Origin of the sequence: Pseudofrankia coriaricola (assembly GCF_032027725.1) — a bacterium.
GTDB lineage: Bacteria > Actinomycetota > Actinomycetes > Frankiales > Frankiaceae > Pseudofrankia.
In genome coordinates, this window is sequence record NZ_JASNFO010000072.1 from 69333 (window position 1) to 82161 (window position 12829).

9 protein-coding genes are annotated in these 12829 nt (G+C 74.1%); 7 read left to right on the forward strand and 2 right to left on the reverse strand.

Going from position 1 to position 12829, the window contains the following annotated elements; genetic code table 11:
* Positions 1–16 precede the first annotated feature (16 nt).
* Together QOZ89_RS32275 and QOZ89_RS32280 are read left to right on the forward strand one after the other, a co-directional pair.
* Positions 17–1081, forward strand: a complete 1065-nt coding sequence (locus tag QOZ89_RS32275) for an enoyl-CoA hydratase/isomerase family protein (RefSeq protein ID WP_083418255.1) — start codon at positions 17–19, stop codon at positions 1079–1081.
* A gap of 116 nt (positions 1082–1197) precedes the next feature.
* Positions 1198–1959, forward strand: coding sequence for an enoyl-CoA hydratase-related protein (locus tag QOZ89_RS32280; RefSeq protein WP_312627428.1), 762 nt, complete (start codon positions 1198–1200; stop codon positions 1957–1959).
* Positions 1960–2079: 120 nt separating this feature from the next.
* Here QOZ89_RS32280 and QOZ89_RS32285 read toward each other — a convergent pair whose 3' ends face one another.
* Entirely contained in the window at positions 2080–2931 is an 852-nt protein-coding gene (locus tag QOZ89_RS32285; RefSeq protein WP_312627430.1) for an ABC transporter permease, read from the reverse strand.
* Positions 2931–4028 (reverse strand): ATP-binding cassette domain-containing protein, encoded by a 1098-nt coding sequence (locus QOZ89_RS32290; protein WP_312627432.1) that lies wholly within the window; start codon positions 4026–4028, stop codon positions 2931–2933. The genes QOZ89_RS32285 and QOZ89_RS32290 overlap by 1 nt, the downstream gene beginning before the upstream one ends.
* A 258-nt stretch (positions 4029–4286) precedes the next feature.
* Here QOZ89_RS32290 and QOZ89_RS32295 point away from each other — a divergent pair, with 258 nt between their 5' ends.
* The 5 genes from QOZ89_RS32295 to QOZ89_RS32315 all read left to right on the forward strand — a co-directional run bounded on the left by QOZ89_RS32295 (position 4287) and on the right by QOZ89_RS32315 (position 12687).
* Positions 4287–5030 carry a TetR/AcrR family transcriptional regulator gene (locus QOZ89_RS32295; protein ID WP_312627434.1) on the forward strand — a complete coding sequence of 248 codons (744 nt, stop codon included), beginning with the start codon at positions 4287–4289 and terminating at the stop codon, positions 5028–5030.
* 205 nt (positions 5031–5235) lie between these two features.
* Complete coding sequence (locus QOZ89_RS32300; protein ID WP_312627437.1) at positions 5236–6525, forward strand: apiosidase-like domain-containing protein; 1290 nt, start codon at positions 5236–5238, stop codon at positions 6523–6525.
* A 165-nt stretch (positions 6526–6690) separates the two neighbouring features.
* Positions 6691–8004 (forward strand): SAF domain-containing protein, encoded by a 1314-nt coding sequence (locus tag QOZ89_RS32305; protein WP_312627439.1) that lies wholly within the window; start codon positions 6691–6693, stop codon positions 8002–8004.
* A 389-nt stretch (positions 8005–8393) separates the two neighbouring features.
* The gene (locus QOZ89_RS32310; protein WP_312627441.1) at positions 8394–11216 is read left to right on the forward strand and encodes a beta-glucosidase family protein; all 2823 of its coding nucleotides are present in this window, start codon (positions 8394–8396) and stop codon (positions 11214–11216) included.
* 283 nt (positions 11217–11499) lie between these two features.
* On the forward strand, positions 11500–12687 hold the full coding sequence (locus QOZ89_RS32315; RefSeq protein WP_312627443.1) for an ATP-binding protein: 1188 nt from the start codon (positions 11500–11502) through the stop codon (positions 12685–12687).
* Positions 12688–12829: the final 142 nt, after the last annotated feature.

A 12829-nucleotide genomic window follows, 5' to 3' on the forward strand; every position in this document is an offset into this window, starting at 1 on the left:
CCACCGGGCATACGGTATGGCCGTGAGCACGGCATTGGGGGCGCAGGCGCAGGCGCTGCCGGCCGCGTCGGCGCTCGACCTCGTCCGGTCACTGTCGCCGGCCGACCTCGCCGACGTCTTCCCCGTGCCGATCCTCCTTGTCGACCTGGCCGACGCGCGCCCTGACGAGGTGGCGGCACTGACTGCCCGTCGCCCACCGCTCGTGCTCGTCGGCGTCGGCCCCGGGGCCGACCGTCCTGGTGCCGGCTCGGGCTCCCCGTCGAGTCCCGCCGAGGCGGGGCTCGACGTGCTGCTGCCCGAGGTGCTGGCGCCGGGCGATGACGTGGACGCGGCCGTGGCCACGCTGGTTCGGGCGGTCGGCGAGCACCCGGAGGCCGCGGTGGCGCTCGTCGGGCTGCTGCGGATGTCCGGGCGGCTCGAGCCGTTGGACGGGCTGGTCGCCGAGTCGCTGGCGTACTCGACGCTGCTGGCCGGCGCGGACTTCGCCCGCTGGCTCGCCGCGCGCCCGCCGCGCGAGCACCGGCCCAGCGCCCAGCCGCTGCTCGCCCGCCGCGACGGCGACCGGCTGGTGCTGACCTTCAACCGGCCGGAGGCCCGCAACGCCTTCGACACGGTGACCCGCGACGCGCTCGTCGCGGCCCTGCGCGCCGCGGCGGCCGACGACACCCTCACCGAGGTGGCGCTCACAGCCGCCGGGCCGGCGTTCGGCGCGGGCGGCGATCTCACCCAGTTCGGCACCGCCCCCGACCTGGCCAGGGCACACCTGGTCAGGACGGGCGCCAGCGCCGGCGCGGAGATCGTCCGCTGCCCCCACCGGACCGTCGCGCACATCCATGGCGCCTGCGTCGGCGCAGGCATCGAGATCCCGGCCTTCGCCGACCGCGTCGTCGCCGCCCCGGACGTCGCGATCCAGCTCCCCGAGCTGCGCCTCGGCCTGGTGCCGGGCGCCGGCGGCACGGTCAGCGTCACGCGGCGGATCGGGCGGCGCCGAACCGCCTGGACGGTCCTGACCAGCGCATTCCTCGACGCCCCCACCGCCCTGCGCTGGGGCCTCGTGGACGAGGTGGCCGCGTCCCGCTGACATGTCGCGATCGGCGTCGGTAGCGTGCCTAGGCGGATTGGGTCGGTGGCCGGCACCGCTTACCCGCTTACCCGTCGTCGCAGCCCAGCCCGTTCCCGACGTCGACAGGACGGACCATGAGCGAGATCCGCTACGAGGCCAGCGACGGTGTCGCCGTCGTGACCCTGGACGCACCGGCCCGGCGCAACGCCCTCACCGTCGAGATGGCGGCCGAGCTGGTCGCGGCCCTCGACGAGGCGGACGCGGACGGCAGGGTCGGCGCGGTCGTCATCGGCGGCGGCGCGTCGTTCTGCGCCGGCGCCGACCGCGCGGTGCTCGCCGCCGCCGGCGCGGACCCGGCCGAGGACGCGCACTTCAAGAGCATCGAGGCGATCTACCGAGCGTTTCTGCGGGTCGGCGAGCTGCGCTCGCCCACGATCGCCGCGATCCGCGGGGCGGCGGTCGGCGCGGGGATGAACCTCGCGCTCGCCACCGACCTGCGGGTCGTCGGCCGCGACGCCCGGCTGCTGTCCGGCTTCCTGCGGATCGGCCTGCACCCGGGTGGCGGGCACTTCGCGCTGCTCGCGCGGACGGCCGGCCGGGAGGCGGCCGCCGCGCTGGGTCTGTTCGGCGCGGCGATCACCGGGACGCGCGCGGTCGAGCTCGGCATGGCCTGGGCCGCCGTCGACGACGCGGCCGTCGACCAGACGGCCTTCGACCTCGCCGCGGCCGCGGCGGCGGACCCGGAGCTTTCCCGGCGCACGGTCGCCTCCTTCCGCCGCTCGACCGGCAGCCCCGGCGTCTCCTGGGACGTCGGCGTCGAGGTCGAGCGCTCCCCGCAAATGTGGTCGATGCGCCGCAAGGCGCCGGGCGCCCGACCTTCCCCACCGATTGGCTAGGTAGGGACTCGGTGCCTGTCGGCACGCCCGACCTGTCGAGACTGGCAGCCAATCGGCGGGGACCCCGCGGAGGGGCTGGTGCTGAAGAAGCGCGGTCAGACCCGTGACCGGTAGCTCCCACTAGTCGGTGGTGCGGCGGCGGTAGAGGTGGACGGCGAGCGGGGCGGTCACGGCCAGGATCGCGACCGACCACAGGATCGCCGCGGCGATCGGGTGCTGCATCGGCCAGGCGTGCGCCGCGGCTGATGGGTTGGGGTTGCCGAAGAGTTGGCGCATCGCGGCGGCTACGGCGCTGACCGGGTTCCAGTCGGCGATCGTGCGGACGAACGTCGGCATCCCCGAGGTCGGGACCATCGCGTTCGACACGATCGCGAGCGGGAAGAGGATCACCAGGCCGATGCCCTGCGCGCTTTCCGGCCCCTCCGTGACCATGCCGAGGCAGGCCGTCGCCCAGATCAGCGCGTAGGAGAACAGCAGCGGGATCGCGAAGCCGGCGATGAACTCGGGCACCGAGGTGTGCGGGCGCCAGCCGATGACGAGCCCGGTCAGCAGCACCATCGTCGTGCACAGGACCGCCGAGAGGATGTCCGCCACCGAGCGGCTCACCAGCACCGCCGCCCGCCAGATCGGCAGCGCGCGGAACCGGTCGATCGTGCCCGTGTTCAGGTCGGTGGTGAGCCCGACCGCGGTTCCCATCACCGAGGTGGTGAGGTTCAGCACGACGAGCCCGGCGACCGCGAAGTCCTTGTACGAGCCACCAGCGAGCGAGACGCCGGAGCCCAGCACGTAGATGAACAGCAGCGTGAACAGCACCGGCTGGATCAGGACGTCCGAGAGCTGCAGCGGCTCGCGGGCGATGTGGATGAGGTTGCGCCGGGTGAGGACGGCGACGTCCCGGAAGGGACGGGAGAACGTCCCGGACCGTGCCGGGAGACCCGGGGCGGCGTCGAGCGCCGGCGCGAGCTGGGTCATCACAAGGCTCCCTTGATCTTGTCGGGGTAGGTGGCGACCGGCAGCCCCGTGGCCATGGCCGGCGTACGCGGCAGAGGCGCCGCCGGCTCGCCGGCGTCGGCCGCGCCACCGCTGTCCGTGGGGTCGGCGCTGTCGGTGGATGGCTGGCCGGTGGCGGCGGCGGTGGCGCCGGTGGCGGTGAGCGCGAAGAAGACGTCGTCGAGCGACGGCGGGTGCACCGCCACGTCGTCGACGACGGCGCCGACGGCGTCGAGCGCGCGGATCACCGCCGTCGCCACGCCCGCGCCGGCGTTGACCGCGGCCCGCAGCCTCCGGCCGTCGGCGCTGACGTCGACCCGCCCCGCGACCAGCGGCGCGAGCGCCCCGACCGCGCCGTGGTGGGCGCCGGTGAGGGTTACCTCGAGCCGGGTCCCGCCGACGGCGGACTTCAGCTCGCTGGGGGTGCCGTTCGCGATGATCTGGCCGTGGTCGATGACGACGATCCGGTCGGCCAGAGCGTCCGCCTCGTCGAGGTACTGGGTGGTGAGCAGCAGGGTGGTGCCCTGCGCGACCAGCTCACGGATGACGTCCCACATCCGGACGCGGCTGGTCGGGTCGAGGCCGGTGGTCGGCTCGTCGAGGAAGAGCACCGGCGGCCTGGCGACCAGGCTCGCGGCCAGGTCGAGCCGGCGGCGCATGCCGCCCGAGTAGCCGCGCACCGGCCGGTCGGCCGCGTGGGTCAGCTCGAACCGCTCGAGCAGTTCGGTCGCCCGGGTGGCGCCCTGGGCGCGGCGCAGGCCGGCGAGCTCGGCGACCATCCGCAGGTTCTGCCGGCCGGTCAGCGCCTCGTCCAGCGTCGCGTCCTGCGCGGTCACGCCGATCCGGCGGCGGACCTCGCCGGCCTGGGCGACCACGTCGTGGCCGGCGACCTTGGCCCAGCCGCTGGTCGGCCTCGCCAGCGTGGTGAGGATCCGGACGGCGGTGCTCTTGCCGGCCCCGTTGGGGCCGAGGACGCCGAGGATCGTCCCCGCCGGGACGCTCAGGTCGATCCCGGCGAGCGCCTGCGTGTCGCCGTAGCGCTTGGTGAGGCCCTCGGCCTCGATCATGGTCTGGACCATCCGGTGCTCTTTCCCTAGAGTGGTTACTTGCCGCACGGTAAGGACAGTGTATAACCTGCCGGTCGTCAAGTAAGTTCTGCGTTACGATTGACCGGCGCGCTTCTGGCCTGCTCGGCGGGGGTCCCGCCGATCCGTCGGCCGATCGGAATCGGCGGTGGGGTACGGACTCGCGTGCATCCGGGTCTGACGGATCGGTGGGGAGGCTCTGATGGATCGCTGGGGAGGCACTGTCGGCCTGCCGACAGGTAAGATTGGCTGATGGCCAGGCCGCCGGCGCGCCCCGCGGGCGAGAAGAGCACTCGGGAGCAGATCCTCGACGTCGCTCTTCAGCTGTTCACCGCGAACGGCTACGAGAAGACCTCGCTGCGTGAGATCGCCGAGCGGATGAACTTCTCCAAGGCGGCCCTGTACTACCACTTCGCCAGCAAGGACGACATCCTGCTGGCGCTACACCTGCGGCTGCACGACATCGGCAAGGCGGGGCTGGAGCGGATCGAGGCGGATCGGGTCCGTCCGGCCGACTGGGTGCCCATGATCGACGAGTTCGTCGACCTGATCCTGGAGAACCGCCAGCTCTTCATGTTCCACCTGCGCAACCACGCGGCTCTGGAGGGACTGCAAGACCATGAGCACGACGGCGCGAACCAGGACATGGAGGAACGCGCCCGGCGCCTGCTGACCGACCCGGGGATACCGCAGGCGCGGCGTCTACGGCTGTCGTTCGCACTGGGTGCCGTGATATTTGGGCTCGTGATGACCGGCGACGTCCTTGCGGAGACGCCGACCGAGGAGCTACGGGCGGAGCTGCGCTCCGTCGTCCGCGACATCCTCGAACCCGGCGGCGTCTCGCCCGACACCGATCGCGAGGGCGCGGACGCCGGCGGGGCGCGCGACGTGCCCAACGGCGGCGGGCCGTCCAACGGCGGCGGGCCGCGGAACGGCGATGCGCGGGCGATGGCCGGGCAGGGTGGTCCGCTGCCGCTGGCCGGATCGGCCGGCTGACTTCCGGTCGTCGGCACTGTCAGCCGACTGACAGGTCCGAATCTGTACCACGGTAGGACGAACCCGGTCAAGAGGCGCGCCTCGGCGTCGGGCCAGGTCACGCGGGTACAGTGCGGCTGCCCACGACCGTCATACATTGTCGCGAGGGCCCGTTATGCCCGACCCCGCCGTCTCGCGACCTGTGTGACGGGAGTTGACTGCAAACATGTCGTTGCCAGGAACGGTGTCCGCCCCGGAGGGCGTGCCCTGCTTCCTGGCCGACACCTGGTGGTTCGCTCTCACCAGCAGGCTGTCCGATGACAGGTTCGCCGAGCTGGCCGGGCTACGGGCCGCGCAGGGGTTCAGCGCCGTCCAGCTCGTCGTCGGGATTCCGCCCGAGGTGGGCCCGGACAATGCCAGTGCCTGGAGCAGCCACGGCCCGCCCTGGTTCGCGGACGGCCGGCCGAACACGCACTACCTCGACCACGCGAGACGGCGTATCGAGCGCCTCAACGCCGTCGGGCTCACGGCCGTCGTCTACGGCTGCTGGGGCCACCAGCTGGCCTGGCTCGGCGTTTCCGGCGCCACCGCGTGGTGGGCGCGACTGGTGGACCGGCTCGACGACCTGGATGTCCTGTACTGCCTGTCCGGCGAGACCAACCTGTGGATCGGCAGGGAGGACGCGCTGCTGCCCGACCGGTCCACCGACGACCTGCGGCGCAGTGCCGCCCGCGCCCGCCTGCCGGGCCGGCTCAAGGGGGCGCTGCGGCCACTGCGCGCCCGCTACGTCCGCCGCCGGCACGCCGCCGCGGCGCGGGCCCGCCGCGAGGGCTGGGACGAGGTGCTCGGCACGCTCGTCGCCTCGACCGACCGGGCGGTGCTCGCGCATGTCATCCCGGGCGAGACCAGCGCGGATGCGCTGGACCGCGCCAGCCTGCTCGCCGCCGTCACCGTGCAGACCGGCCACGACCAGGCCAGCCGGCCGCTGCTGTGGGAGTGGCCGGCGCGGGTCGCCCGGCGCTTCCCCGGTCGGCCGTTCATCAACCTGGAGCCCTGGTACGAGGGGATCCGCGACGACTTCGGCCCCGCCGACCAGCTGTTCGCCTACTGGGTGTCGATGCTCGCCGGCGCGGCGGCCTACTGCTACGGCGCGCACGGGATGTGGAACGTCGGCGACGGGGCGTTCCTGGCGCACTGGGGGAGGCAGAGCCTGGACACCGCGGCCGCGCTGCCCACCCCGAGGCTGCTCGGCGCGAGCCACCGGGTGCTGCGGCGTCACGGACTCCCGGACCCCGGGGGCGTGACGACCGTCGATGCCTCCGGTGGCACGCTCCGCTCGATCACCCGGGCCCGCGCAGACGGCTCGGGAGCCGTCACGTTCTACCCCGACGTGACGCTCGCCGACCTGCCGGCGCGACTTGCCGGCAGGGACGCCATGGGCCGGTACTTCGCCCCCGACCAGGGGGAACTCGTCGCCCAGCCGCCCGGCGAGGGCTCGATTGTCCTGCTCACGTGACGGCCGGGAAACGCCCCCGGGCGGCGTCACCGTCATGGAAGGAACGTCACCAGTGCCCAACGGCTCACGTGTCCGGGTGAGGCAGCCAGCGCTCCCCAGCCCGACGGCATCGATGCCCACGGCGACATTCTGATGACTGCGAGTGCTGACATGACTATGAGAACGATGCGGTCCGCCTCGTCCATCGTGTGGCCGGCGCCCGGTGTGGCGTCCCCGACGCCGTCGGCGGAGGTGCGGGTCGGCGTCGTGGGGACGGGGTACATCGCGCGCGGCCTCGCGCACATGCTGGGCCGGTCGTCCCGGCTGCGGCTGTCGCGGGTGCTCACCCGGCGCCCGCTCGACGACGCCGTCGGCCCCTGGGACGGCCGGGTCACCCATTCGGTGGAGCGCCTGATCGCGCACTCCGACGTGGTCGTGATCACGACAGGGGACGCGGTCCACGGGACCGAGGTGGCGGCCGCGGTCCTGGAGGCCCGGCTGCCGGTGATCACCATGGACGCCGAGCTGCAGGTGACCTCGGGCTCGTACCTGGCGAGCCTCGGCCCCATCATCGAGGCCCAGGGCGATCAGCCAGGCACCCTCGCGCTGCTCGCGCACGAGGCCAGGCAGATGGGCGTGACCCCGCTGGTCTACGGGAACATCAAGGGCTTCCTGAACCACAACCCGACGCCGGCGGAAATGGACTACTGGGCGCGGCGGCAGGGCATCTCGCTGACCCAGGTCACCTCGTTCACCGACGGCACCAAGCTGCAGATAGAGCAGGCGCTCGTCGCCAACGGGCTCGGCGCGACGATCGCGCGCCGCGGCCTGCTCGGCCCGCGCACCGACACCGTGCGGACGGGCGCCCTCCAGCTCGCTGAGGCCGCCGCGGCACGCGGCGGGGACCCCCTCAGCGACTACGTGCTGCCCGAGCACGGGAACCCGGGCGTGTTCGTCGTGGCCACCTTCACCGAGGAACTCGGCGAGTTCCTCCGTTATTACAAGGTCAGGCTCGGCGACTCGCCATACGTCCTGCTGGAACGCCCGTTCCACCTGTGCAACCTGGAGATCCCGCTGACGATCGACCGGCTGCTGCGCGGTGACCTCGTCGCCTTCAACAACGGCCCGAACCCGCGGGCCAGCGTCGCGGCGGTGGCCAAGCGCGACCTGGCGGCGGGGGAGTCGATCGGGCAGGCCATCGGCGGTTTCCAGGTGCGCGGCGAGGCGGTGCTGATCGCCGACGAGCCCGACCACGTGCCCATCGGGCTGCTTGGCGGGGCGACGGTCGAGCGTCCCGTCGCCGCCGGCGAGACGGTGCGCTTCGAGCACGTGGACGTGCCTGAGAGCCTCGCGCTGCGGGCTTGGCGCTGGACGTTGCAGTCGGTCCTGACGCCCCCCGCCAGCGCCGGGACCCGCGTGCCGAGCCAGCCCGCGTCGCCCATGCCGCTGGCGAACGGCCGTGCCCAGCGGCACTCCGTCAATTGGCAGCAGGTCAACTAACACCAGGCCCAGAGACGTAGGCACTGCGGGCGGACCCCCGGATCGGCGGCTGGAACTCGGGCGTACACGATGTCAGGCGTTGGCGGTCGCCACCGCCGGTCACACGACCGCTGTCAGGCCTGGCATGGCCGTCGGCGGCCCGGTGGGCGTCTTCGCCGGTGACCATGCGACCATTGCGGGGCCTTGCGTAGCTGTGCGGACGGTTTGGTGGAGACAGGCATGTCCGGTGACGGTTTGGGGCCTGACAATACTCTCCAGCTACTGAAGTGTAGAAGGTGGTATCGGAACATCCGCACACCCCGCCCGCCGCTGGCGGGCCGACTCCGCCGGGACCAGCCCACCACCCGTCGGCCCGGTGGCGGTGAGGTCGGATCGCGCGGGGTGTGGGTGTGGAGGACACAGTGGCCAGGGACGTCGTGAACGGGGGCGCCGCCAGGGCGGACGTTGCCGGCGCGGGCGTCACGGGCACCGCGGACGTGCTGGAGAAGCGGGTCGCGGAGGCGCTCGCCCGGCTGGATCTGGAAGCGCGGGTCCGGCTGCTCACCGGCGCGTCGTTCTGGCGGACGTGGCCATCGCCCGAGGCCGGCCTGCGGGCGATGGTGCTCTCCGACGGCCCGGCCGGCGTGCGCGGCGAGCGTGCCGACGAGCGGGAGCCGTCCGCCAACCTGCCCTGCCCGTCCGCGCTCGCGGCGACCTGGGACGAGCCGCTGCTGCGCCGCGTCGGGCGGCTGCTCGCCGCGCAGGCCAGGGCGAAGGGCGTCGACGTCGTGCTCGGCCCGACCGTCAACCTGCACCGCAGCCCGCTGGGCGGCCGCCACTTCGAGTGCCTCTCCGAGGACCCGCTGCTGACAGCGCGGCTGGGCGCCGCGCTGGTACGCGGAATCCAGGCGGGCGGCGTCGCGGCGACCGTGAAGCACTACGTCGCGAACGAGTCCGAGACCGACCGGTTCACCGTCGACGTCCGCGTGGACGAGCGCGCGCTGCGCGAGGTCTACCTCGCGCCGTTCGAGGCGCTGGTGTGTGAGGCCGGCGTGTGGGCGGTCATGGCCGCCTACAACAGCGTAGGCGGCGCGACGATGACCGAGAACCCGTTGCTGCGCGGCCCGCTGAAGGACGAGTGGGGTTTCGACGGCCTGGTCGTCTCGGACTGGATCGCCACCCGCTCCACCGTCCCGTCCGCGCTGGCCGGCCTGGACCTGGTGATGCCGGGCCCGTGGGGCCCGTGGGGCCCCGTTCTGGTCGCCGCGGTGCGGGACGGGAGCGTCCCCGCCGAGCTCGTCGAGGACAAGGCCCGCCGCCTGCTGCGCCTCGCCGCCCGCGTCGGCGCCCTCGCCGACCCAGCCAGGCCCGATCAGGCCGCCGGCGCGGAGGAGATCGCGGGCGGTGGCGACCGAGCCGGCGCGGCCGACGGCACGGGGGCTGACGGCACGGGGGCTGACGGCACGGGGGCCGACGACGCGGGGGCCGACGACGCGGGGGCCGACCCCGCCGGACCGTACGCGCGCGACCTGCTGCGGCGGGCGGCCGCGGGCGGAATGGTGCTGCTGCGCAACGAGGGCGGGCTGCTTCCGCTGACGGGCGCCGGCGCACCCGGCGCGTCCGGCGGGACACGCCGGGTCGCCGTGATCGGGCCGAACGCCACGCTGCCCCGCGGGCAGGGCGGTGGCAGTGCCACCGTCTTCCCGCCGTACCTGGTCGGCCCGGCCGACGGGCTGCGCGCCGCGCTTGGCGAGGGCGGCGAGGTCGTCACCGCCACTGGCGTGCGCGCGGAGCCCTGGCCCGCGCCGCTGTCGACCGCGGGCGCGCGCGACCCGGAGTCGGGTGAGCCGGGTCTGCGGGTCCGTTTCTTCGACGCGGCCGGGAAGCTGCTGCGCAGCGAACGGCGGCTGTCCGGCCGGCTGATGTTCATGGACGACCCGGTGCTGGCCAGCTCCGCCAGGGTGGAGGTGACGGCGCTGTTGACCGCGCGCGCGAGTGGCCATCACCCGCTCGGCTTCGCGGGAATGGGCCGGTTCTCGCTACGCGCCCGCGTCGGCGCCGCGGCCGCCGGCGGCACCGGTACGGCCACGGCGACGGGCACGGGCACCGGCACGGAGACCGTGCTCTACGACGACACACTCGAGCCGCCCGACGGGGACATCGTCGCGGCGATCCTGCGCCCGCCGGTCTGGTGGGCCGGCATGGACCTGACGGCGGGCGAGGACGTGCTGGTCACGTTGCGCCACGACCCGCCGGCCGGGATGCCGGTCGCGTCGTTCGCGCTGCTGGGCGAGGACCCGTCACCGCCTGGCGCGGAGGAGCTCGAGACCGCCGTCGAGCTCGCCGCCTCGGCGGATGTGGCGGTGGTCGTCGTCGGCACGAGTGACCGGGTCGAGAGCGAGGGCGTCGACCGCGCGGGCCTGGACCTCCCGACCGGGCAGAACGAGCTGGTGCGCAGGGTGGCCGCCGCCAACCCCCGCACAGTCGTGGTCGTCAACGCGGGCGCGCCGGTGCTCCTGCCCTGGCGCGAGGAGGTGCCGGCCGTGCTCCTGTCCTGGTTCCCGGGACAGGAGTTCGGCGCGGCGCTCGCCGACGTGCTGCTCGGCCGCGTGGAGCCCGGCGGGCGGCTGCCGACGAGCTGGCCGGCCAGGGCCGAGGACTGCCCGGCCTGGTCGGTCACACCGGTCGACGGCGCCTTGGACTATGACGAGGGCCTTCACGTCGGCTACCGGGGCTGGTCCCGGCGCACCGCGGCGGCGTCGCCTGATGAGCCGGCGGCGGCGGAGGGCTCCCTGCCGGCCGCGCCGCCGCAGGGCGGGCCGGCTTATCCGTTCGGCCACGGCATCGGCTACACCACCTGGGTGTATGAGTCGCTCGCGGTCCCGGCGGCCGTCGCCCCGGGCGAGGCCGTGCGCGTGCGGGTCACCGTGCGCAACAGCGGTGACCGTCCCGGTCGCACGGTCGTCCAGGCATACCTGAGCCGCGAGGACTCGGCCGTCGAGCGTCCCGCGCTGTGGCTGGCCGGCTTCGCGACGGCTGACGTGGCTCCCGGTGAGAAGGCCACCATCTCGGTCGAGATCGCGCCGCGCGCCTTCCAGTACTGGCGACCCGCCACCGACGGCGACGGTCCGGGCGGCTGGTCGACCGAGCCTGGCACGTTCACGCTGCGGGTCGGCCCGTCCAGCGCCACGCTCACCCTGCGCGGCGCCGTCGCCGTCGTGACGCCGTCCTGACCGTCGCCACGCCGTCCTGACCGTCGCCGGGCCGCCGGCCGGGGTCAGCGGGCGGACCACCCGGCGGTGCGACTGGCCAGCCGTGGGCGCGCCAAAAAGGGGTAGCTAGCTTCCTGTCCTGGGATCGGACTGCCTGTCATGTTTTGGGCATGGTGATTTGTCGTCGTGCGGTTGGGGTACGCAAGGCACCGCACGGCCGACATTGCCGCCAATGGCTTCCGGAGGCGCACTGGATGGACATGATCGCAGCTCCTTCGGCCGATCTGCCGAGCTGGGGACGTATGTGATCGACAGCAGTGGAAACGCCGATGGCACCGCGAGCGGGTCGGATTCGGGTGCCGACGGGGCGTCTGACGGCGCCGAGGCCTCTGGCAGTGAGGTGCTGATGGCGCTGCGGGTCGACGGCGCGCCGGAAGCCGTGCCGCGAGCTCGTCGGGAGATCTCCAGCCGGCTGGCCCGCGCGACCCTGCCCATGCGTGACCTCGCCGGTGACATCAAGCTGCTCGCCGGCGAGTTGCTGACCAACGCCGTGCTCCACGGCGAGCCTCCCGTCCACCTGCGGCTCGTCGCCCGTGGCTCGTCGCTGCGTGTGGAGGTGGCCGACACCAGCCAGGTGGCCCCCCTGCGCGCCCGCAGCAGCGCGGACACGATGACCGGCCGCGGGCTGGCGCTCGTCGCCGCGATCGCGGCGAGGTGGGGGACGGACGTGAACCGGCACGGCAAGGTCGTCTGGGCCGAGGTCGACCTGGCCGGCGCCGGCGAACCGGACGGCCGGGCCAGCCCGCACCCCTCCGGCCCGGTCGAGACCGGCCTGGAGGGGGCAGGCCTGGACGGAGCCGCCGTCCCCGCCGTACAGCCCGGGCCCGGCGGCGGCCGAAGCGCCGATCCGGCCGTGGCGACGGCGTCGGCGGACGCCGCCTCGACGGGGCACGGCCTGGGCTCGCCGCCGCGCTACCGCGTCAGCCTCGGTGACGTCTCGACCGACCTGCTGCTCGCCGCGAAGAGCCATGTCGACAACCTCGTCCGCGAGTTCACCCTGGCCGCGGTGGGCGAGATCAACGGCGAGAGTGCCCCCGTCCCGCCGGAGCTGGCGGAGCTGATCCGGACGGTCACCGAACGGTTCAGCGAGGCGAGGCAGGCGATCCGCCGGCAGGCACTGGCCGCGGCGGCCGCCGGGCAGCGGCGCACCCAGCTGGAGCTGTGGCTGCCGGCGAGCATCGCCGACGCGGGCGAGGAGTACCTGGCGGCCCTCGACAAGGCGGACGGGTACGCGCGGGAGGCGCGGCTGCTCACGCTGGCCTCGCCGCCGGCGCATCGAGACTTCCGGCGCTGGTACGTCTCCAGCCTGGTCACCCAGCTGCGCGCCGCGGGCCGCGGCGAGCCGGTACCGCCGCCGCTGAGCTTCGAGGAGTACCTGCGCCAGCGGCAGGAGCGAGAGCTGCCGGGGGCGCCCGCCGGCGAGCCCGGCTGACCAGCCCAGCCAACGGGCCCGGCTGACCAGCCCGGCTGACCAGCCCGGCTGACCAGCCCGGCTGACGAGATCGGTTGACGAGATCGGCTGACCGGTCCCGTATGTCGGGGCGAGGCGCTGGGCGCGCTCGCCCCGTGTCGGG

What these genes read in the sequence shown, in the direction of transcription:
- QOZ89_RS32290 (WP_312627432.1), bottom strand. Translation starts at nt 4,028, where the DNA reads ATGGTCCAGACCATGATCGAGGCCGAGGGCCTCACCAAGCGCTACGGC.
- QOZ89_RS32285 (WP_312627430.1), bottom strand. Translation starts at nt 2,931, where the DNA reads ATGACCCAGCTCGCGCCGGCGCTCGACGCCGCCCCGGGTCTCCCGGCA.
- QOZ89_RS32300 (WP_312627437.1), top strand. Translation starts at nt 5,236, where the DNA reads ATGTCGTTGCCAGGAACGGTGTCCGCCCCGGAGGGCGTGCCCTGCTTC.
- QOZ89_RS32295 (WP_312627434.1), top strand. Translation starts at nt 4,287, where the DNA reads ATGGCCAGGCCGCCGGCGCGCCCCGCGGGCGAGAAGAGCACTCGGGAG.
- QOZ89_RS32305 (WP_312627439.1), top strand. Translation starts at nt 6,691, where the DNA reads ATGCGGTCCGCCTCGTCCATCGTGTGGCCGGCGCCCGGTGTGGCGTCC.
- QOZ89_RS32275 (WP_083418255.1), top strand. Translation starts at nt 17, where the DNA reads ATGGCCGTGAGCACGGCATTGGGGGCGCAGGCGCAGGCGCTGCCGGCC.
- QOZ89_RS32280 (WP_312627428.1), top strand. Translation starts at nt 1,198, where the DNA reads ATGAGCGAGATCCGCTACGAGGCCAGCGACGGTGTCGCCGTCGTGACC.